General features: G+C 70.7%; 18 protein-coding genes and 1 tRNA gene. 11 read left to right on the top strand and 8 right to left on the bottom strand.

Annotation, left to right across the window (positions count from 1 at the left end; all coding sequences use genetic code 11):
• From GCU67_RS19630 to GCU67_RS21205, 3 genes are all read left to right on the top strand, one after another.
• Positions 1 to 984 (top strand): Ig-like domain-containing protein (locus GCU67_RS19630; protein ID WP_163613059.1); only part of this gene is annotated, 984 nt, incomplete at its 5' end.
• A 159-nt stretch (positions 985 to 1143) separates the two neighbouring features.
• The gene (locus GCU67_RS19635) at positions 1144 to 2214 is read left to right on the top strand and encodes a class E sortase (RefSeq protein ID WP_338105172.1); all 1071 of its coding nucleotides are present in this window, start codon (positions 1144 to 1146) and stop codon (positions 2212 to 2214) included.
• Between the two features lie 3 nt (positions 2215 to 2217).
• Positions 2218 to 2376, top strand: a complete 159-nt coding sequence (locus GCU67_RS21205; protein WP_170311088.1) for a hypothetical protein — start codon at positions 2218 to 2220, stop codon at positions 2374 to 2376.
• An 89-nt stretch (positions 2377 to 2465) separates the two neighbouring features.
• Here the strand turns inward: GCU67_RS21205 and GCU67_RS19640 are convergent, their stop codons facing one another.
• Positions 2466 to 4259, bottom strand: a complete 1794-nt coding sequence (locus GCU67_RS19640; protein WP_163613060.1) for a helicase-related protein — start codon at positions 4257 to 4259, stop codon at positions 2466 to 2468.
• Positions 4260 to 4581: 322 nt separating this feature from the next.
• Here GCU67_RS19640 and GCU67_RS19645 point away from each other — a divergent pair, with 322 nt between their 5' ends.
• Both GCU67_RS19645 and GCU67_RS19650 read left to right on the top strand, forming a co-directional pair.
• Complete coding sequence (locus GCU67_RS19645; RefSeq protein ID WP_163613061.1) at positions 4582 to 6438, top strand: fibronectin type III domain-containing protein; 1857 nt, start codon at positions 4582 to 4584, stop codon at positions 6436 to 6438.
• A gap of 207 nt (positions 6439 to 6645) precedes the next feature.
• Positions 6646 to 6733 (top strand) — tRNA-Ser (locus tag GCU67_RS19650).
• A 1179-nt stretch (positions 6734 to 7912) separates the two neighbouring features.
• On the opposite strand, the gene GCU67_RS19655 is transcribed toward GCU67_RS19650, so the two are convergent.
• A complete protein-coding gene (locus GCU67_RS19655) occupies positions 7913 to 8257 on the bottom strand; it encodes a hypothetical protein (RefSeq protein ID WP_163613062.1) in 345 nt (114 codons plus the stop codon).
• 986 nt (positions 8258 to 9243) lie between these two features.
• Between GCU67_RS19655 and GCU67_RS19660 the strand changes: the two genes are divergently transcribed.
• The gene (locus GCU67_RS19660) at positions 9244 to 9708 is read left to right on the top strand and encodes a MarR family winged helix-turn-helix transcriptional regulator (RefSeq protein WP_163613063.1); all 465 of its coding nucleotides are present in this window, start codon (positions 9244 to 9246) and stop codon (positions 9706 to 9708) included.
• Between the two features lie 136 nt (positions 9709 to 9844).
• Entirely contained in the window at positions 9845 to 11698 is a 1854-nt protein-coding gene (locus GCU67_RS19665; RefSeq protein ID WP_163613064.1) for a SpoIIE family protein phosphatase, read from the top strand.
• A 30-nt stretch (positions 11699 to 11728) separates the two neighbouring features.
• Here GCU67_RS19665 and GCU67_RS19670 read toward each other — a convergent pair whose 3' ends face one another.
• The 4 genes from GCU67_RS19670 to GCU67_RS19685 all read right to left on the bottom strand — a co-directional run bounded on the left by GCU67_RS19670 (position 11729) and on the right by GCU67_RS19685 (position 15022).
• A complete protein-coding gene (locus tag GCU67_RS19670; RefSeq protein ID WP_163613065.1) occupies positions 11729 to 12220 on the bottom strand; it encodes an ATP-binding protein in 492 nt (163 codons plus the stop codon).
• Positions 12217 to 14265: a SpoIIE family protein phosphatase gene (locus GCU67_RS19675; protein WP_163613066.1), complete on the bottom strand. Its 2049-nt coding sequence runs from the start codon at positions 14263 to 14265 to the stop codon at positions 12217 to 12219. The genes GCU67_RS19670 and GCU67_RS19675 overlap by 4 nt, the downstream gene beginning before the upstream one ends.
• A 212-nt stretch (positions 14266 to 14477) precedes the next feature.
• Positions 14478 to 14750, bottom strand: coding sequence for a type II toxin-antitoxin system RelE/ParE family toxin (locus GCU67_RS19680; RefSeq protein ID WP_163613067.1), 273 nt, complete (start codon positions 14748 to 14750; stop codon positions 14478 to 14480).
• Entirely contained in the window at positions 14747 to 15022 is a 276-nt protein-coding gene (locus tag GCU67_RS19685) for a type II toxin-antitoxin system Phd/YefM family antitoxin (RefSeq protein ID WP_163613068.1), read from the bottom strand. The genes GCU67_RS19680 and GCU67_RS19685 overlap by 4 nt, the downstream gene beginning before the upstream one ends.
• Before the next feature lie 122 nt (positions 15023 to 15144).
• Here GCU67_RS19685 and GCU67_RS19690 point away from each other — a divergent pair, with 122 nt between their 5' ends.
• The gene (locus GCU67_RS19690; protein WP_338105174.1) at positions 15145 to 15861 is read left to right on the top strand and encodes a GAF and ANTAR domain-containing protein; all 717 of its coding nucleotides are present in this window, start codon (positions 15145 to 15147) and stop codon (positions 15859 to 15861) included.
• A 236-nt stretch (positions 15862 to 16097) separates the two neighbouring features.
• Here GCU67_RS19690 and GCU67_RS19695 read toward each other — a convergent pair whose 3' ends face one another.
• Positions 16098 to 16706, bottom strand: coding sequence for a LysE family translocator (locus tag GCU67_RS19695; RefSeq protein ID WP_211661771.1), 609 nt, complete (start codon positions 16704 to 16706; stop codon positions 16098 to 16100).
• Between the two features lie 110 nt (positions 16707 to 16816).
• A complete protein-coding gene (locus GCU67_RS19700) occupies positions 16817 to 17701 on the bottom strand; it encodes a LysR substrate-binding domain-containing protein (RefSeq protein WP_163613069.1) in 885 nt (294 codons plus the stop codon).
• A gap of 106 nt (positions 17702 to 17807) precedes the next feature.
• Here GCU67_RS19700 and GCU67_RS19705 point away from each other — a divergent pair, with 106 nt between their 5' ends.
• From GCU67_RS19705 to GCU67_RS19715, 3 genes are read left to right on the top strand one after another with little or no spacing between them, the layout of a single operon-like run.
• The gene (locus GCU67_RS19705) at positions 17808 to 18566 is read left to right on the top strand and encodes an SDR family oxidoreductase (RefSeq protein ID WP_163613070.1); all 759 of its coding nucleotides are present in this window, start codon (positions 17808 to 17810) and stop codon (positions 18564 to 18566) included.
• On the top strand, positions 18563 to 19864 hold the full coding sequence (locus GCU67_RS19710) for an MFS transporter (RefSeq protein ID WP_163613071.1): 1302 nt from the start codon (positions 18563 to 18565) through the stop codon (positions 19862 to 19864). The genes GCU67_RS19705 and GCU67_RS19710 overlap by 4 nt, the downstream gene beginning before the upstream one ends.
• Entirely contained in the window at positions 19849 to 20622 is a 774-nt protein-coding gene (locus GCU67_RS19715) for an SDR family NAD(P)-dependent oxidoreductase (RefSeq protein WP_163613072.1), read from the top strand. Before GCU67_RS19710 ends, GCU67_RS19715 begins: the two co-directional genes overlap by 16 nt.
• The last annotated feature ends 130 nt before the right edge of the window (positions 20623 to 20752 follow it).

A 20752-nucleotide genomic window follows, 5' to 3' on the forward strand; every position in this document is an offset into this window, starting at 1 on the left:
GACACCGGCACCGGCACGGACACCGGCACCGGCACGGACACCGGCACCGGCACGGACACCGGCACCGAGGCGCAGCCGGTTCAGTACGTCACTCAGGCCCAGGTCGCCGAGGCCCGCGTTGCCGTCGCAGAGGGCACCTGCGTCCCGGACGCCGGCACGGAGACCCCGAACACCCCGGAGACCCCCAGCGAGCCGGGCGACCCGACCACCGACACTCCCTCCTCCGAGGCGCCCGAGGCTGACCTCGTCGACGCTCCCCGCAATGTCAAGGCCACCGTGGGCATCTCGTCCATCCTCATCACCTGGGACGCTCCGGCCGACGCCAGCGGCATCGCCGGCTATGAGGCATTCGCCCTGCCGGACGGCGCACAGAGCGACGCTGACCTGGTGGCGTGCATCGACGACGCCGAGGCCCGTGCTTGCCTGCTGGGTGTCCCGGCCGGCCAGGCCTACTCGGTCGGTGTCTACGCCTTCGACGACGAGGGCAACCTCGGTGAGCAGGGCGAGTTCGTGACCACGACCGTCGTCCCGGCGGTCGAGGTCGCCACATCGGTCCCGGTCGGCAACGCCGAGCTGAAGTCGGCCGATGGCTCCGTCGACAAGATCACCGCAGGTCAGAAGATGACCTTCGTCGGCAGCGGCTACCTGCCCCTCTCCACCGTCACCCTGGTCGTCTACTCCGAGCCGCGCGTCCTGGGCACGGTCCAGGCCGACGAGGACGGCAACTTCACCATCGAGGTCACCATCCCGGCCGACCTGGCCAACGGCGAGCACAGCCTGGTCGCCAGCGGCGTGGACATGAACGGCAACCCCTACGTCATGCGCGCTGACTTCACCGTCACCGGTGGCGTCGCCACGGCTGCCTCGACTGGTGGCCTGGCGTACACCGGCGCCTCGATCGCCCTGCCCCTGATCGGTGGCCTTGCGGCCGTTGGTGCCGGCGGTGGCCTGATCGTCGCCTCGCGTCGCCGCAAGAACGCGTGACCTGTGCCGCCGGTAGGCGGTGAGACACACGGTCGGGCCCCGCTCCTCACGGAGCGGGGCCCGACTGCGTGGTGGAGCCCGCTTCAAGGCGTCGGCTCGCTTACGCTTTTCCGTGGCGTGCACCTGTCGTGCGTCACGAGGACAACCGGGGAGGGCGCTGTGGACCCGAGCCGTGGTCAGCGTGACGAGCGGGACCGCACCCAGCGGATGGGCCTCGTGTCCCAGCCGGGTGGGCGCAGTGTCCGAGGCGACCTGCCGCCGGTGCCGGGCCGCCCGCCCGTGCCGCCGACGACGCCCCGCTGGGAGACCGGGACCGACCAGCAGTCGGGCCTGCACGGCCTGCGCTGGGACGAGACGGCGACCGACGTCCGGCACCAGGACGACCGCTACGACGACGACCGCTACGACGACGACCGCTACGAGCACGACGGTCACGAGGACGACCGGTACGCCGACGACCGGTACGAGGACGACGGTGCCGGTGATCGGCGTCCTCGCGACCCGCTGTGGCAGATCGCGGTGCGCGGCGTCGGCCAGCTGTTGGTGACCGCCGGGCTCGTGGTGATGCTGTTCGTGTTCTACGAGGTCTACGTGACCGACTTCCTCAACGACCGCACGCAGAACCAGCTCAGCGACCAGATCCGCGAGCAGTGGGACGCCGCGCCGTCCACCGACCCTGCCGCCGACCAGGTGGCCCCGCCGGTGGGGGCGCCGGTCGCCGTCGTGCGCGTCCCGCGGCTGGGCGAGGACTACGAGAAGGTCGTGCTGGAGGGCACCGACGAGGACGAGCTGTCCCAGGGGCCGGGCCACTACGTGGGCAGCGCCATGCCCGGGCAGCAGGGCAACTTCGCCCTGGCCGGCCACCGCGTGGGCAAGGGCTCGCCCTTCCTCGACGTCGACACACTGCTCCCCGGTGACCCGATCGTGGTCGAGACCGCCTCCAGCTGGTACGTCTACCGGGTGCTCGGCACGCCCGGGACGACCGACTACGGCGTGGACGCCAACGGCGTGCCGGGCCAGCAGATCGTCACCCCGGACCGGGTGGACGTCATCAACCCGGTGCCCGGCGGCACCGCCGACGGCGCGCCGGCCGGGGCCTACTTGACCCTGACCACCTGCCACCCGAAGTACTCCGCGCGGCAGCGGCTCATCGTGCACGCGGTCCTCGACGGCGGTCCCATCAGCAAGGCCGAGGCGCCCGACGGTCCTCCGGCACTCCAGGAGGGCTGACCCGTGTACGGCTGGATCTGGCGGCACCTGCCCGGCCCGACGGCGAGCAAGGCGGTGCTGGCCCTGGTGCTGGTGCTCGCGGTGGTCGCCCTGCTGTTGTTCGTCGTCTTCCCCTACGTCGAGCCCCGGCTGCCCTTCAACGACGTCACCGTCGACCGATGAATGTGACCCGCTGCCCCTCCCGCCTCGCAAGCTCGGCGTGAGCCTCTACAGCGGGGCCGGAGGAACAGCGGGGCCTGTGGGCTGAGGGGTCAGCGGCCGCTGCGGCTCGGGCGGCGGCCCTGGCGGGAGCCGGAGCGTGAGCCCGGACGCGAGGACCGGCCGGCGCCCTCGCGGGGTGCGCCCTCGCGGCCGGGGCCGCGGCCCTTGGCCGGGCCGGCGCTGCACGGGCGGCAGGTGGTGAACCACGGCGCGATGGACGTACCGCACTCGACGCACTTGCCGGACCGGCCGATGGAGATCGCGTCGGGCAGCAGCTCGGTGATCGTCTCGGCGCAGGCGTCCTCGAGGTCGGCGGCGTCGTCGCTGTCCAGGCCGGCGACGCCGGGGAACTGGCGCAGCAGGGTCTGGGCGTCCCGGGCAGCGGCCGCGGCCTGCTCGTAGTCCTCGACGGTGCCCTTGACCGGGTACTCCGGCAGGATCGTCTCCACCGGCACGGGCAGGCCGATGGCGTGCTGCAGCGCGGCGCGGGCCAACACCAGCCAGCGGGTGCGCCGCGGCGGGTTGTAGTCGATCGCCAGGTTGACAAGGCGCCAGACGGTCTGCAGGTCACCGGCCTCGCCGAGCGGCCCCTTGAGCATGGGCAGCAGGGCGTGCACGCGCAGCACCAGGCTGGTGACGTCGTCGGCGGTCATGCCCTCGTCGCGGGTCGCAGCGCGGGCCCAGGCCGACCAGCGGGTCAGCGCCTCGGGCAGGTCGACGGCCTCGTGGGCGCCGAGGTCCTCCAGCTCCGGGCGCAGCCGCGGCATGCGCTTGGGCAGGTCGCTCATCTCGTCGCCGCGGGCGACGGCGGCACCGGCACCGACCAGGGCGCCCACCGGCTTCAGCCCGGCGACGCCGATCAGGATGCCGACCTGGCCGTGCCCGGTGAGGCCGTAGCGGCCCGCGCGCCCGGCGATCTGGGCGACCTCCCAGGTGCGCAGCGGCCGCAGCTCCTGGCCGTCGAACTTGGTCGTGTCGGCGAAGAGCACCGTCGTGGCCGGGACGTTGATGCCGTGGCCGATGACGTCGGTGGTGACCAGGACGTCGAGCTCGCCCTTGGTGAACCGGTCGATCACGTCGCGGCGGGTGGCCGGGGGCAGCGCGCCGTAGAGGACGCCGACCTTGCCCGGGCGGTGCTGGTCGAGCTCTGCGGCCACGGCGTAGACCGTCTTGCGGGAGAAGGCGACGACGAGCGTCTGGGGCTTCACCCCGTCGACGCGCACGGGGGAGCGGAGGACGTCGAGGCGGGACAGCCGCTTGTGGTTGACGACCTGCACCTGCTGGGCGTCGGTCACCAGGGGCTTGAGCACCAGGTAGGCCTCGGCGGCGGAGATGAGGTGCATCTCGCGGTACTCGCCGGTCAGCAGCAGCCGGGCCCAGTGGTGGCCGCGGTCGGGGTCGGTGACCCAGTGCGACTCGTCGAGGACGAGCATCTCGCCGCGGTCGGGGGCCTTCTCCACGGTGCAGCAGACGATCGGCGCGTGCGGGTCGATCTCCTCCTCGCCGGTGGACAGGCCCACGGTCCCGGCGGGCAGCTGGGCGGAGAGCTTGGCGTAGGCCTCGTGGGCCAGCTGACGCAGCGGTGCGGCGTACACGCCCCGGCCGATGGCGGCCAGCGCCTGCAGCGACTCGTAGGTCTTCCCGGAGTTCGTCGGGCCGAGGTGGAAGACGACCTTCTCCGGCCGGGTGGTGCGGGTGGGCAGCTCGGGGGCAGCGCCGTCGACCCAGATCTGCTGGGCGCGCTTCTCGTCACGCGCCGCGGTGCGGTCGGCGTCACGGGCCACGGTCTCGCGGGCGGCGGAGCGCTCGCGACGGCGAGCGGGGGCGTTCGGGGACACGGTCACAGGCAGGGAGGTCCATTTCGGAGCTGGGGCAGGCGGGAGATCGACGCGCGTGAGCGCGGACCTACACGGAGTGGAACGCCGCCATCGCGTACATCATGCCCTAACGAGAGGACAGACGGCTCCCAGCGGGATGTTAGGCAGGAAGTGACCAGCGATCAAGGGCCTAGGATCCGATCAGGATCCATTCCACAGTCAGATCCTGCCCACTATCTGCACGAATGTGCCCATGTCACGGTTTGGTAACGCGACGCACCATCGGCTCGGCGGGTCGTAAGCGGGGGGTCCGGCGGTGGTCTGGTGCCCCCAGCGCCCGGACCTCCGGGTGACGAGCCCGGCGTTCCGGGCACCATCCCAACTGGGGTTCGACGTGCGCTTCTCCTCCCCGACCCGTCGTGCGGCCGGCCTCCTGGCCGTCACGACCATCGGCCTGTCCACCGCTGTCCTCAGCGTCTCCGGCGTCGCCTCGGCCGCCGACTTCGTCCCCACGCCCGGTGAGTCGTACTCGTTCACCAGCAGCGCCCCGTGGGACGCCGAGGACACCTCCTATGACGTCTTCGGTGCGACCGGCCTGACCGTCCCGGCCGGGTACTGCAGCGTGGAGTGGGACGTCAACGCCGCGATGGGTGGCTACTCCAGCACGGCTGACCGGGGTGTGGGCCGCAGCACGTCGGGGACCACCGTCGTCACGGCCGAGCAGCAGTACGTCTTCGCGCTCGGTGAGGACGGCGGCGACGCCACGTTGCCCAAGGCTGCGGTCCTCTCGGACACCGACCCGGCCGTCGTGCTCTCGCCCGCTGTTGCGGGTGCCGGTGGCACCGGCGGCGCCGTCGGCGGCCAGCCGGGTACCGGCGACGAGGACAACGGCTGGGGCGGCGGCGGTGGCGGTGTCACCAAGGTCAGCCTGGGCGGCACGGTCGTCGTCTCCGTCAAGGGTGACATGGGCGGCGCCACCGAGGCGCTGCCCCCGACTGGTGGCGCCGGTGGCGGTGCGGACGTCGCGCCGGCGTCCTTCGTGCCGGGCGCCGCGATCGCCGACGGCTCGCGGGTCAGCGGCACGGTCTTCCCGTGTGACGTCCCGGTGGTCATCGAGCCCGAGACCCCGGTCGTCACCGACCCGGGCACCGGCAACCCCAGCGACCCCGGCACCAGCGACCCCGACGGCGAGTACGACGAGGTCACCGGCGCCCCGACCGCCAACTGGGTCTCCGGCGTCGAGGGCGGGCTGGAGTTCCAGCTCTGGATCAGCAGCCTGGACTCCGAGAACCCGGTGACCGGTGTCGAGTACACCCTCGACGGCGGGAAGACCTGGAAGGGCGTCGCCACCGAGAACCTCGAGGACTTCCAGTACTCCGGCACGATCACCGGCCTCGAGTCGGGCGCGACCTACTCGGTCTCCTTCCGCTTCACCACCAAGAACGGCGTCACCGAGGCCTCGGAGACCCTCACCGGCCGCACCGCGGTGCCCGGCCCGCTGGACGTCAAGGCCGTCGCCGGCCCCGCCTCGATCAAGGTGAACTGGTCCGCCCCGGCCAGCCTCGAGGACGTCGCCGGCTACCTCGTCACCGGTGCCCCCGAGGGTGCGCAGAGCAGCGACGGCGCGATCGAGTGCCAGCCCGCCTCCGCCCTGGGCACCTCCTGTGCCGTGCCCGCCGTCCCCGGCACGACCTACGTCCTCGCCGTGCACTCCCTCGACGCCGACGGTGAGCCGCTCGGCAGCTCCGACTGGGTCACCGTCGGGCCGGTCCTCGCCTCCTCCGTCGCCACCTCGCTCCCCACGGCCGACGGCACGCTGACCAGCAACGACGCCGACGGCAAGGTCGTCGCCGGTGAGCAGATCACCATCAGCGGCAAGGACTTCCTGCCCGGCTCCACCGTCGACCTGGTCGTCTACTCGACCCCGGTCAAGCTCGGCACCGCCACCGTCCTCGCCGACGGCACCTTCAGCGCCACGGTCACCCTGCCCAAGGACCTCACCAACGGCACCCACCACCTGGTCGCCTCCGGTGTCGACGTCAACGGCAACCCGCGCGTCCTGGTCGTCGAGGTCACCGTCTCCGGTGGCACCGCCGTGCTGGCCTTCACCGGCTTCTCGGCCCTGCCCATCGCCGGCGCCGGTGCGCTGGCCCTGATCGCCGGTGGCGGCCTCCTGGTCGTCTCCCGTCGTCGTCAGGCCGCCTGACCTCCCCGCACCACCTGCTCGTCGCTCCGGCTCCGTCCCGCACCCACGGGGCGGGGCCGGAGCCCGTTGTACGGCTGGTCCGGCCGACCGGCCGGTCACATCCCGCCGGGACGGTGGCCGGCCGATCCCGGTGGAAGTGGTCGCCGGTCTCCCGGTCCGTAGGATCAGCCGGCAGTGGCACGGAGCGGCGACGCGTCCGTGCTGCCAGGAGGGCTCGCCTAGTGGCCGATGGCGGCGGTCTTGAAAACCGCTAAGAGTTCACAGCTCTTCGTGGGTTCGAATCCCACGCCCTCCGCTGACCTGCACGTCGGCACGTGGTTTGGACAGCGTGGACGTTACTCGGACGTTGGCGCAGTCAATTTGCAGCCATTGCAGCGGGTGCAGCGCCTCTCACGCCGCTGCGCGGCTCCGTCGTCGATGACGCAGAGCGACGCCCGTTGCGGGTGTGCTGCAGTTCCGGCCGGAACGTGCGGCGTTGCTACGTCCGTACTTCAGACAGGTGGCGTCCGTCCCGGTCTCAGCAGCGGCAAAGTCGCTGAGGTGGCGGGCCTTCGGCCCGTCACCATCGTTGATGTCTGCTGCCTCGCTGGCCGGCGCCCGTCCCGGTCTAACTCGGCTCGGGGCACTCTGCCATCGGCTCGGGCCGACGCGTCGATCCAGCGGTCTGTTGGTACGGCCCTGTGGAGTTCGCGGAATGCCGGTGGCTGGCTCACGACAAAGGCGGTCCAGTCCCGGCTATTGATGTCACTTGGAACCCGCTCAGGTGGGCGGTGGCGTCACCCGACACATGCACGGTGACGAAGAACGACGTACCCGACCTGTCAGGCGCTTGCGATCCGGAGCGTCCGGTAGCCGCCCTCTGGAGCCGTCTTGCGGTTGCGCTCCGAGAGCCGCATCCCTATGAGGGGCTTCCGATGGAGTGGCACGTGGAGGACGCTTCGGGCGGGAAGTGGCATGTGGTGAGGATCGCTGGTCCCGACGTTCGGCAGCCGAGAGTCATCCTGGGCAACCCCAGCATCCCTTCCCAAATCTTGCCGTGGGGACCGGTCACTCTGACCGTCTGCACGCCGCCCTCCCCGTGGGCTGTCCACATCTGTGGAGGGGACGAGGTCGCGTGGCAGAACCTGCTTATCCACGTTGGGTCCAATGGGGCCTGGCCGCTGCCCGGGGGAGTCGAGGTCGTGGCGTCGGGGCGCTATCTGGTCGTCTACGGTCCGGGCGGGCGGATGTTGCTCTGGCGTTGAAAACACCTGCACGGTCACAACTCTGGTCTCAACCTGTCCCATCGGCCGTACCGCCACGATGAGTCGCGGGGCCTGCGACGGTCCCGCCTGCGACAGCGGTGAGGAGCCTGGCTGCAGCATGCGGCCAGGCTCCTCGCGCGCGCTGTGACTGGAAGATCAGGCGAACCGGACTCGCGGGCTTGGATGGGGCCCGCCGCGCAGCCAAGCGGCTGGTCCGAGCCACTCAGGCCTCACGTCCTGGCCGGGCGAGGGCAGCGAGAGCGGTGCCACGCGTGGGCAGCTGCGAGGAGCGCGTGGGTGCGGTCGATCGTGCCCGCCGACCAGCCGCGGGCAGTCAGATGCTGAAGCCAGTCGTCGACCTCCGCTTGGGAGATCGTCAGCATGGGCCGCGCCCCGAGGCCGGTGGACCGGATCCGGTAGGTGTGGTGGGCGCGGTGGTTCAGTCGGGTCTTCTCCTTGAGGTCGAGGTGCTCCACACGGACGTGAAGGAAGGCGTTGACGACCTCGGAGACCGTCAGCTGCGGCGTGGAGGTCGGTCCGCCGGACTCGCCCCCCATCGGGACGCCCTGCAGCAAGCGATCAGCCGTGGCGAAGCGGGCGCGGTCTGCCGAGCTCCGTCGGTCAGTTCGGGCGGGCGGACGCTGCCTCGTTGCCGCTGCGGGGTGGCGCCCGGCGCGCCCGTGGTGAGCAGCGCTGCGGTGATGCGAGGGGAGCGGGGCTGAGGTGGAGCCGATTGCGCCGTGCCCTGCGTTGGAGACAGCACACTGCTTGGGAGCGTCGAGAGACTGGGACTTGGACATCGAGATTTCCTGTCGTCTGTGAGGAGGTGCACTTGTCACTGGCGACGAGGGTTATCGACTGGGTCGTCGGCATCGGTCGCCGAAGCGGACGCCTTATGAGCAGCGCGGGCTCGTATTCGGCACGCGGTCATACCCACCCGCCGTGTTCAGCGATGAGGCCGTTAGGAGTGACACGTGACCCCGATTCGACCTTCGACGGTCATCGCGCAGCCCCTTATGGGCATCAGGGGCGACGGCACCTGAGGGTCAACCGAGTACCCATCGGGGCGATGAGCCTGCCCGTCTGAAGGTCTCGGCGCGCAGGCCAGAGCTGGAGCGTTGCATGACGGTGCGAAATCGTGGGTCGATGCCCTGAGCCAGGGCGGCGGCGGTCTGGAGCCGGCAGATTCCTAAGAGCATGCGAGACCGGCTGGTTGGGGACGTAGATTCGCTCGGTGGGCAGCCTCGGTGAGCAGTGGTTCGATCACCGTCTGGCGACGGTCGTCTCGGCGGGTGATCGACGGCGGATGACCGCGCTGCCTCGCGGTCGCCATCGAGGTCACCGGCTGGTGTGTGGCGAATGCTCGATGGTGCTGGCGTGGGATCACTGCCCGTGGGAGCCACCGGCACCGCTGTTGATGTGCAACCGGTGTCACGCCATCAACGACCTCACCCGCAGCGTCGGAGCTCTCACGCTGCCTACCTGACCGTTCACTGGCGGCCGGCGCCAAGGCTTGGGCTGGCAGTTGACTTGTGCACCAACTTTTGGGGCACCTAGGGTGATGGGTGTGACCATCCCCCGGCCCAGCGTCGTGTTGGATGAGCAGCTCTGCTTCTCCCTCTACCGGACCTCGAGGGCGCTGACTGCGCTGTACCGGCCGCTGCTGGACCAGCTGGGCATCACCTATCCGCAGTACCTGGTGCTGATGGCGCTGTGGGAGCAGGACGACCAGACCGTCCGCGAGCTCAGCGACCGCGTCGACCTGGACGCGGGCACGATGTCGCCGATGCTCAAGCGGATGGCCGCCCTCGAGCTGGTCACCCGGGAGCGCAGTGCCGCTGATGAGCGGCAGGTGCGGATCCGGCTCACCGAGGCCGGCTACGCCCTCAAGAGGTCCGCCTGCGGGGTCTCCGCTGCGCTGCTCGAGGCCCTCGCGTTCGACGCCGATCGCATCACCGAGCTCCAGCAGGAGCTGGACGAGGTCCTCCAGCGGGTCAGTTCCCGCATCCCCCGGCGAGCGGCGTAGGCCAGTCAGCAGCGGGCCGCAACAGGAGAGGTGTCCGCAGCGACCGGGGCCGTCGAGTCCCCGAGCCTGCCGCAGGTCGGTAGATAGTCAGTTCAAGGTCACGGCCCCGCACCACGGCGGCTGACGTGCCGTAGCGGTGAGGGAGATCGTGCAGATCAAGGAAGGTGCCCTGTACGGGCCTGCGTTCGACTCGTGGCCGGCGCCGGGGCTGCTGCTGGACACGCAGCTGGTCATCGTCGACGCCACCGCCAGCTACCTGCGGGCTGTGGGCCGGGCCCGAGACGACCTGGTGGGCCACTACGTGTTCGACGTCTTCCCCGACAGGGCGGGACATGGTGAGGCGAGCCCGCTGGAGGTCTCGATGCGCACGGCACTGGAGACCGGGCTCCCGGACCGCCTGCCGCTGCTGAGCTACCCGGTGGAGGAGGCCGGCACGTCGGTCCAGCGGTGGTGGAGCGTGGTGAACATCCCGCTCCCGGGTGTCGACGGCCGACCGGTCGGGCTGTTGAACGCGGTCGAGGACCTCACCGAGATGATGGCCGAGCAGGAGAGCAGCCGGCTCGCCCGGGCGGTGGCTGAGGACCTGCGGCGTCAGTCGGAACGGCTGTCCAGTGACCTGCTCGCCCGGCACCAGGACCTGCAGCAGGTCCGGCGGGCCGAGGCGCGCACCGCCCGGCGGCTGGCGGCGCTGGCGGAGGTGTCGCTGGCATTGGCCGGTGCTGAGACGGTCGAGGCACTCACCGACGTGGTGATCGCCGGGCTGGGTGCCCTGGGCGCGGACGGTGGGGCCGTGGGGGTGCTGGACGAGACCGGCACTCACCTGCGGCTGAGCATGACCGACTCCCTGGGGATGGACGCGCGGCGGGTCTTCTCGATGATCCCGATGGGCGTGGAGCTGCCGGCGACGGTCGCTGCCCGGACCGGGGAGCCGCTCTTGCTGGGCGATCGTGTCATCGGTTCGGCGTTCTCACCCGACATGGCCGAGGTCTATGCCACCGCCGGGAGGGAGGCGTGGGCGGCGTTCCCGCTGCAGGTGGAGGACCGGCTGCTGGGCTCGATGACGGTTGGCTGGGACGCACCGCAGGACTTCGCGGTCGGGGACGTGGAGTTGCTGACCGCGTTCGCCGCCCAGTGCGCCCAGGCCCTGGACCGGCTGCTGCAACGGCAGGCCGAACGATCGGCGGCCACGGTCAGCCGGGCAATGTCGGAAGCGCTGCAGCGCAGCCTGCTCACCCCACCGGTACAGCCAGATCACCTGCAGATCGCCGTGCGCTACGTCCCGGCCGTGCACGACGTCCAGGTCGGCGGTGACTGGTACGACGCGTTCCTGGTCTCCGACGGCAGCATGCAGCTGGTGGTCGGGGACGTGTCCGGGCACGGGCAGGAGGCGGCAGCGGCGATGGGGCAGGTGCGCAACGTGCTGCGCGGCATCGCCCACACCATGGTCGAGCCCCCCGCGGCGGTGCTCAGCCAGCTGGACCTGGCCATGGAACACCTGGCGGTGGACACCCTGGTCACTGCCGTGCTGGCCAAGGTCGAGCAGACCGAGGCCGAGGCCGCGGCCGGGATGCGGACGCTGCGCTGGTCCAACGCCGGCCACCCACCGCCGGTCCTCATCCATCCCGACGCGACCGCGGAGCTGCTGGAGCGGCCGGTCGACCGGCTGCTGGGGGTCGACCCGGACAGCCCCCGCCGTGATCACACCGCCAGCCTGGCCCCCGGGTCGACCGTGCTCCTCTACACCGACGGGCTCGTGGAGCGCCGCGGCGTCCCGCTGGAGGAGGGTTTCGAGTGGCTGCGCTCAGCGGCGCAGGCCCTGGCCGCGCGTGACCTTCCGCTCGAGCAGTTGTGTGATGAGCTGCTGGCACAGCTGGGCGGTGAGGCCGACGACGACATCGCGATCCTCGCGATCCGCGCCCATCCGGAGGACCGCCCGCGACCGCCGGAGGCAGGCCCATCGGTCCTGCCGGATGACCTCACCACCGGTTAGCAGTCCGGGTGACGGCCTCCCCGACCGTTTTCAGGTTCTCTTCTTGATGCGGGCCCAGACCAGCTTGTGGTCGGGTTGGTAGTGCACGCCGTGGGCGGTGGTGAGGTCGGCGATGACGTAGAGGCCGTAGCCGCCCTGGCCGGCGGGTCGCTCCCGTGCGGGGGTGGGTGGGAGTTGAGGGGCGCTGTCGATGACGACGACGAGCCAATGGTGCTCCTCGTCCCCGATGTGCAGGCTGGAGGGAGGGACTGCGTGCCGGATGGCGTTGGAGGTCAGTTCGTCGATGACCAGGATGGCCTGGTCGACGGTGTCCTCGACGGCTGGTGTGGGTTCTTCCTCTCTGGCCACGTCGAGTGAGGAGAGCAGGAAGTCCCGAACCTGCCGGCGGACCAGGCTCAGCCCGCGCAGGGACTGCAGTTCCAGGACCAGTCGTGGATTGACGGCCTCGGGGAGGGGGCGGTCGGTGTGCCAGGAGGCGAAGGCCTCGGCGTAGTGCGTCGGTGTCCGGGTGGGGTCGCTCATGCGGTGGGGTCCTCCTGGCCTGAGCGGTCCCGGCGATGCAGCCGGATGGCGACGAGTGCGACGTCGTCGGTGGGGCGCCTGTCGACGAGGCGGGTCAGGAGCCCGTCGCACAGCTCGTCGAGGCTCGCACCGGCCAGTTCGGTCGCGACCGTGGTGAGCCGGTCGAGCCCGGCGTCGAGATCGGAGTCGGGGCGTTCGACGAGCCCGTCGGTGTAGAGCAGCACAGTGGAACCCTGATCAAGGGCGATGACCTGCTCGCTGCGGGTGGTGGCCGGATCGACTCCCAGGAGCAGGTCGCCCTTCGCAGCACCCAGCAGGACGTGACTGCCGTCGGCGTGCAGGACCAGGGGCGGGGGATGCCCGGCGTTGGCCCAGCGCATGCGGGTGACCCCCCGGTCGGCTTCATCGGGAGTCTGCTCGAACCGGGCGATGGCGGCGGTGGCGAGGGTGCTGATCTGCAGCAGCTGCATGGTGGTGTCCACCCCGCGCAGCACCTCGGCGGGCCCGGCATCGCTGTAGCCGGCGATCCCGCGCAGCAGGCTGCGGAGCTGGCCCATGGCTGCGGCCGCGGCGGTGTCGTGACCGACGACGTCACCGATCACGATCGTGGTGGCGTCCCCGGGCTGGAGGAAGGCGTCATACCAATCGCCACCGACCCGGGCGGCCTGGCTGGCGGGCAAGTAGCGGACCACGATCTGAGCGTTGTCGGGCTGGGGTGGGTCGGTGAGCAGGCTGCGCTGCAGGTCCTCGGCCAGTTGGGCGCGGGTCTGGCTCACCCGGCTGGCCTGTAGGGCGGCGCCCAGGCGGTCGGCGATGTCCTGGGCGCTGGCTTCGCTGTCGTGATCGACGGGCCGGTCCGGGGAGCTCAGCAGGGTGAGCGCGCCCAGCACCGCACCGTGGGCACGCAGCGGGTGGACCGACCCGCGCGGGGGGCCCAGCCGGTCCAGGTGGACCCGGGCGGGGGCGTTGACCGGCACCGTGGCGATGGTCTCCGCGGTCAGCAGCTCAGTGACGCCGGTGCGCAGGGCGCGGGCGAAGGGTGCGTGCGGTGGCAGGTCGACCAGGCGCATCTGGGCGTACTCCTGCAGCGCCGAGCGCAGGTGCTCATCGTGGTGCCAAGAGCTGAGGTCGCGGGCGCGGCCGTCGGGACCGATCTCGGTCACGATGCAACTGTCGGCGAGCGCCGGCACCACCATCTGCGGCAGGCGGTGCAGCAGGACGTGAACGTCACCGGAGTTGAGGGCGTGGGAGATCTCGGCGACCAGGGCGAGTCGTGCGGCGGTGCGCGCTGCCCGCTGGTCTCCTTCAACCCGGGCGGTGACGTCGGAGAAGTACACCGACAACCCATCGGGAGTGGGCCAGGCCCGCAGCTCGTACCAGCCATCCAGCGGCGGTGGGTAGTAGGCGGGGAAGTTGACCGGCTCACCGGTGCTGACCGCCCGCCGATAGCTGTCCTCGAAGACCGATCCGACGGCGGCGGGGAACTCCGCCCAGATCACCCGCCCCAACAGCTCCTCGCGGCTGCGGAGCAGGATCTTCTCCGCAGCGGCGTTGACGTGGGTGAACCGCCACTCCCGGTCCAGGGAGTAGAAGCCGGCCGGCATCGCCTCCAGCACCCGGACGACCGCGAGCTCGGTGTCCCGCTGGTCGGTGACGTCGTAGGCCGCACCCAGCAGGCGCACCGGTCGCCCGTCGGGGTCGCACAGCCGGCGTCCCCGAGCCGAGATCCACCGGGTGTCCCCGCTGGGCAGACACACCCTGTAGATCGAGGCGAAGTCGTTGCCCGTGCTGATCGCGGTCGCCAAATCGGCGGTGACCCGGTCCAGGTCGTCGGGGTGCAGCCGGTTGTTGAACCCGTCGATCGAGCTGTCGAAGGTGCCGAGGTCGAAGCCGAACATCTCGATGAGCCGGTCGTCCCAGTCCAGCCGGCCGGAGACGAGGTCCCAGTCGAAGGTGCCAATGCCGGCCGCGTCGATGGCCAGCTCGCCGCGGAGCCGATCAGCCTCCCGAGCATCGAGGAGCGTCCGGTCCTCTGCGTCGTCCACGTCGTCCTCTCTGCGGCGGTGGCCTGAAGCAAGTCTGCCCGCGGCTGGTCACCGGCCAGTGGGTGATCATTCACTGCGCGCGTCTCGTTGCGTACAACAATCGATGCCACCATGCGGTGCCGCCGCCGCAGCCTGATTGACCGAGCGACCGAGCGACCGAGCGACCGAGCGACCGAGCGACCGAGCGACCGAGTGACCGAGCGGACGGTCGCTCAGCCGTAGGCGTCCGCTCGGTGGGAGATGCGAACGACCTGGACCCGGACCTGCTCGTCATGGATGGAGTAGATGACCCGGTACTGGCCACGCCGGGCGGAGTAGTAACCCTCCAGGTTGAAACGCAGGGGCTTCCCGACCCGGTAGGGAGCCTGGGCCAGTGCGCCGAACAGGAAGTCCACGACGGCTGCGGCCACCGCCTCGGGCAGGTCGCGCTCGATGGCGCGCTTGGCTTGAGGGGACAGGACGACCGTGTACGACTCGGGGGTCACGCTCGGCGCGCGGCCAGCGCGGCTCGGATCTCCGCCTCGTCGTGCACCGTGCCGGCAGCGATATCGCGCTCGGCCTGGCGGATGTCAGCCATCGCCTGGGGGTCTGACTGGATCGCGAGGGTCTCGACGAGGGACTCGTAGTCCTCGGCGGCGAGGAGGACGGCGACCGGGGTTCCGTTCTTGGTGATGGTGACGCGCTCATGGGTGCCCGTGACGTTGGAGACGACCTCGCTGAATGAGGCCTTCACCGATGCCAAGCTCTGCGTGACCATGACCAGAATAGTAGTCATAGAAGTGATAGTCGGCAAGCACTTGCCCGGCGCTGATCAGGCGATGTGGTGCTCCCGCGGGCTCGTCCACGTCCTCACCATTTGGGGACCAGTACGTTTCGTTAGTGACCGACGTGCCTGAGATGCCGGCTGATCCGACGGAGCACCTCGGTGAGGTGATGAGCCGGGTGGCCCGTCAGCTGCAGGAGGAGCACGGGGACGTGGAGGGCACGTTGCAGGCGATCACCGCCTCGGCGGTGGCCGCGGTGCCCGGTGCGGTCGAGTGCGGGATCAGCTACGTGATCGGCCGGCGGAAGGTGGAGCCGCGGGCCTGGACCAGCGAGCTGCCCAAGGCCGTCGACGGCCTGCAGGACGAGATCGGCGAAGGACCTTGTCTGGACGCGATCTGGGAGGAGCAGGTGGTCCGGGTCGATGACGTCCGCACCGAGCAGCGTTGGCCGCGGTTCGCCGTGCGGGCCGCGGACCTGGGCGCGGGCAGCCTGATGTGCTTCCAGCTGTTCGTCGAAGGCGACAACCTCGGAGCGATGAACCTCTACGCCACCGAGGTCGGTGCCTTCAACGAGGTCAGCCAGGAGGTCGGCTTGATGTACGCCGCTCATGCCGCCATCGCCTTGGCCGGCGCTGAGCACGAGCAGAACCTGCACAGCGGCATGCGCAACCGGGACCTCATCGGCCAGGCCAAGGGCATTTTGATGGAGCGCCACAAGCTCACCGCCGACCAGGCGTTCGGCGTCCTGGCGCGCACGTCCTCGCTGACCAACCGCAAGCTCAACAACATCGCCGACGAGCTCACCAGCACCGGCCAGCTCCCTGACCACTGAGACCTTGGTGCCGCTGAGCCGCAAGGTCGCCAGGCTCGAGCCGCAGTAACCCAGAAACGGTCAGTGGCCGTCCATTCGGGCCGTTGATTTCGGGCACGGGTTCTGGGCCGGTTGACTCGTCGACTGACCTGGCCGAACGTCCGACGAGTCAACTGGCCATCGGAGCGGCCCAAAAACGGGCGTTAGTGAGCGGTCGAAGAGATGCGCGAACGTCTATCTACCGGTCGAAGTGAGTGCTACGCGTAGGCCCAACGCGATGAGCACTGTGCCGGTGACCCGTTCGATCGTGGTGGCGACCCGCTTGCGGGACAGCACTTGGCCGAGCGCACCCACAGCGAGGGAGAACAGCCGCCACCACACGACGGCCACGCCGAAGAAGACGGCTGCCAGGACGGCGGTGGTCGTGACGGGCTCACCGGGCGAGACGAACTGTGGGGTAAGGTCAGGAAGATCAGCGCGATCTTCGGGTTGAGCAGGTTGCTGACCAGGCCCTGCTGGAAGGCCGCCCTCCGCCCCAGCGCCGTCGGCACGGGCGTTTCGGTGGGCGTGGCGGCGGGGCCCTTGCGTGAGTGCCATAGGGCCATCACGCCGAGGTAGATCAGGTATCCCGCGCCGACGAGCTTGAGGACCATGAAGGCGGTCGCCGATGCGGCGAGGACTGCCGCCAGGCCGACCGCGGCCGCGGTGGCGTACACGGCGATGCCGGCGCAGCAGCCCAGCCCTGTCCACCATGCGCTCGTAACTCCGCCTCGAACGCCGTTCCGCAGGACGAGGGCCATGTCCGGTCCCGGGGTCAGCGTGAGGACTGCGACCACGGCGAGGAAGGGCAGGAGCTGAGCTGGCATGGGCTCAGCGTGCCAAACCGTCAGGCGATGCCCCAGTGCTGCGACGTATGGGCGGTTCAAGCCCGTTGGTGCTGACGAGCACGTGCGGGACACCGGGGGTGGTGTCGACGTCATCCTCTGTGGAGCGAGGCGTGCAGCTGATGGGCGAGCGCGACGTACTCGCGGACGAGCGGGCTGCGGCTGGCGACTGCCCAGGCCAGGGAGACCCGGTTGGGTGCGATGTCGCTGATGGGGCTGTGTGCCACGTCGGGACGGGTGTAGAAGGTCGCCGTCGACAGTGGGAGCACAGCGATCCCTCGGCCAGTTGCGACGTGTTCCAGCTTCTCCTCCACGGTCGAGGCCGGTGGCGCTGCGGTCCGGCGGCCGGTCCGGAGCTCGCTGGCGATGTCGCGCCACTCCGGGACCGCGTCGGGGTCTTGGAGCAGGTGCTCGTCGGCGAGGTCGGTGATGCTCACCGACTCCTTTCCCGCCAGCCGGTGGTCGGCGGCCATCACCAGCACCCGAGGCTCCTCAAGCAGTGGCTCCAGGGCCAGACCGCGCTGGTCGACGGGCAGACGCACGTAGCTGACGTCGGCTCGTCCGTCGAGGACCACGGTGGTCTGGTCGCCCCACCCGGTGCGCAGGACCTCGATGTCGAGTTCGGGATGGGCCGCGCGCAGCGCGCGGACCTCGGCAGTGACGATCAGCCCGGGCATGAACCCCACCCGGAAGGACGCCGGCCCCGCAGCTGCTGCTGTCACCCGCCGCAGCAGCGCCGCAGCCTCCGACAGCAGAGGAGCCGAGTCCACCTGCAATTGCCGGCCGGCCGCGGTGAGGGCGGTGCTGCGCTGGTTGCGTACGAAGAGCTGGACGCCCAGCTCTTCCTCCAGTGCGCGTATCTGGCGGGAGAGGACCGGCTGGGCGATGTGCAGTTCCTCGGCTGCCCGGCCGAAGTGCAGGTGCTCGGCGACAGCGAGGAAGTAGCGGAGCTTGCGCAGGTCCACATCGGCACGCACGGCAATACCTTAAGGGCATCACAGGAGCGGTAACAGGTCTTGGACGGGCACCTCACCCCACGTCGAAGGTGGACGGCGAACACATCGTCCAACCGAAGGGCCCACCATGACCCACCCGCACACCAGCCCCACCGGCGCTCTCACCGGCCAGCACGTCCTCGTCCTCGGCGGCACGTCGGGCATCGGACTGGCCACCGCCCTCGCCGCGGCGGCCGAAGGGGCCACGGTCACCGTCGTCTCCAGCCGCGCCGAGAGCGTCCGGCGGGCGCTGGAGTCCCTCCCGGCCGGCAGCACCGGCCGGGCGGTCGACCTCACCGACGGTGCCGCCGTCACCGAGATGGTCGACGACGTCGCCGGATCGGTGGGGCGGATCGACCACCTCGTCTACACCGCCGGTGAGCCGCTGACCCCTATGCCGCTGGCCGAGCTGGACGGCGACCGGGCCCGCAGCTTCTTCCAGCTCCGCTTCTTCGGCGCTCTCTCCGCCGTGCACGCCGTCCTGCCGCATCTGTCGGCGGCGGGCTCGATCACCCTGGTGACGGGCACCTTTGGGGACCGGCCTGGCCCGGGTTGGGCGGTGCCTGCGGCCATCTGTGGCGCCATGGAGTCCCTGACCCGCGCGCTTGCGCTGGAACTGGCCCCGGTCCGGGTTAACGTCGTCCGTCCCGGCGTCACGCGCAGCCCCTTGTGGCAGTCCCTCAGCGACGACGACCGGGCCGAGCTGTACCGGCAGACCGCGGCCACGGTGCCCCTGGGACGCGTCGGTGAGGTGGAGGACATCGCCGCGGCGTTCCTGTTCTGCATGACCCAGTCCTTCGCCTCAGGGTCGGTGGTCACCGTCGACGGCGCCTCGGTGCTGGCATGACCTCCACGGCACAGACCCAGCCCGACCCGACGCCCACAGGACCGGCCCCGGTGGACCTCGCTGACCGCGCGCCGGCGCGGTCGGCGGAGGCCCGGGTCCAGCCCGTGCTCACACGGGCCACCACGTTGATCCTGGCCGCGACGACCGGCGCCATCGCGGCGAACCTGTACTACGCCCAGCCCCTGCTGGCCACCATCGCAGCCACCCTGGACATCTCCACCGGGACCGTGGCCACCGTCGTCACGGCCACGCAGCTGGCCTTCGCGGCCGGGTTGGTCCTGGTGCTCCCCCTGGGGGACATCGTCGAACGCCGACGCCTGTTGACCGGGCTGCTCGTGCTGGACGCGGTCGGCCTGGTCGGGTTCGCTGTCGCACCCAGCCTTCCCGTCCTGCTGATCTCCTGCGCCCTGATGGGGGTGGGCAACATCGCCGCCCAGGTCCTGGTCCCGGCCGCGGCCTCACTGGCCGGGGACGCACAGCGGGGGAGGGTCGTCGGCACCGTCATCACCGGACTCCTGATCGGCATGCTCGCCGCCCGCACGGTGGCCGGCGTGGTCAGCCAGCTCGTCGGCTGGCGGCCGCTGTTCCTCGGTGCGGCCGTGCTGATGCTGCTGCTGACCCTCGTGGTCCGACGCGTCTTGCCTGCGACCGGTCCGGTCGCTGACCGGCCCACCTACCTGGACACGCTGCGGTCGACAGCCCGGCTCTACCGGCAACTCCCGCTGCTGCGGGTCCGGGCCGCGTTCGGGGCGCTGGGCTTCGCCGCCTTCAGCCTGTTCTGGTCGACTGCCGCGCTGCTCCTGGGCGGCGGTCGGTACTCCTTCGGTCCCGCGGCGATCGGCGGTTTCGCCCTGCTGGGCATCGCCGGGGCGGTCGCGGCCAACGCCGTGGGTCGGCTGCGCGACCACGTCCACCCGCTGCCCACCCTGGTCGCGGTGCTGGTCATCGCTGGCGCGTTCGGGGTGCTGCTGGCTGCTCCGCACGTCCTCGCCTGCATGGTCGTGGGCATCGTCGTGTTGGACATCGGCGTGCAAGGGCTCCACGTGCTCAACCAGCGGACGATCTACGAGCTCGAGCCGGCCGCCCGCACCCGGGTCAACAGCGTCTACATGACCTTCTACTTCCTCGGCGGGTCCCTGGGCTCAGCAGCCGGGTCCCTCGCCTGGGAGCGGGCGGGATGGACCGGGGTCTGCGTGACCGGGCTCGTCATCAGCGCACTCGCCGTCGTCCTGTGGACCGCAACCGCCCGCCGTTCTCCCCGTTCGATCCTCAAGGAGGTCTCGTGTCCCGCGTCCTGATCACCGGCTCCACCGACGGGCTGGGCCTCATGGCCGCCCAGCTGCTCACCGACCAAGGGCACCAGGTCACGTTGCACGCCCGCAACGAGGCCCGAGCCGCCGACGCGCGGGACGCCCTCCCCGCCGCCGAGGACGTCCTCATCGGCGACCTGTCCAGCATCGCCGGGATGCACCAGGTCGCCGCACAGGCCAACCAGCACGCCCGCTTCGACGGCGTCATCCACAACGCCGGGGTCGGCTACCGCGAGCCGCGCCGCATCCCGACCGTGGACGGGCTCAGCCACGTCTTCGCGATCAACGTGCTCGCGCCCTACCTGCTCACGGCCCTGATCCCGCGACCGGACCGACTCGTGTACCTGAGCTCGGGGATGCACCGCGGTGGCGACGTGGACTTGGAGGACCTGCAGTGGGAGAACCGCCGCTGGAACGGCTCCCAGGCCTATGCCGACAGCAAGCTGCTCGACGTCGTCCTCGCCTTCGCGGTCGCCCGCCGGTGGCCCGACGTCCGCTCCAACGCACTCGAACCCGGGTGGGTGCCGACCAAGATGGGCGGGCCCGGCGCCCCGGATGACATGTCCCTGGCACCGGTCACCCAGGCCTGGCTGGCCGTCAGCGACGACCCAGCGGCTCAGGTGAGCGGGGGCTACTTCTTCCACCAGCGAGCACGCGCAACGCACCCGCTCGCTTCATCGGCTCAGGTGCAGGCGGACCTGCTGGCCCGATGCGCCGAGATCACCGGGGTGCAGCTCCCCGGATGACCGTGACCGGAGCGGACATGCCAGACCTACGGCCAGAAGCGTCCCTCCCCTTGACCGCGTAGGGGCTCCGCGAAGTGTGCTTTGACCTGAAACTCATAAGCATTGGGCGGCCCAGAAACGTATGAGTATT

The organism is Modestobacter muralis, from assembly GCF_010682105.1.
In the GTDB taxonomy this organism is placed as follows: Bacteria; Actinomycetota; Actinomycetes; order Mycobacteriales; family Geodermatophilaceae; genus Modestobacter; species Modestobacter muralis.

Excerpts from the sequence above, each read along its gene's own strand:
- GCU67_RS19660 (WP_163613063.1), top strand. The coding sequence starts at position 9,244 with ATGGGTGTGACCATCCCCCGGCCCAGCGTCGTGTTGGATGAGCAGCTC.
- GCU67_RS19670 (WP_163613065.1), bottom strand. The coding sequence starts at position 12,220 with ATGAGCGACCCCACCCGGACACCGACGCACTACGCCGAGGCCTTCGCC.
- GCU67_RS19710 (WP_163613071.1), top strand. The coding sequence starts at position 18,563 with ATGACCTCCACGGCACAGACCCAGCCCGACCCGACGCCCACAGGACCG.
- GCU67_RS19685 (WP_163613068.1), bottom strand. The coding sequence starts at position 15,022 with ATGGTCACGCAGAGCTTGGCATCGGTGAAGGCCTCATTCAGCGAGGTC.
- GCU67_RS19695 (WP_211661771.1), bottom strand. The coding sequence starts at position 16,706 with ATGCCAGCTCAGCTCCTGCCCTTCCTCGCCGTGGTCGCAGTCCTCACG.
- GCU67_RS19705 (WP_163613070.1), top strand. The coding sequence starts at position 17,808 with ATGACCCACCCGCACACCAGCCCCACCGGCGCTCTCACCGGCCAGCAC.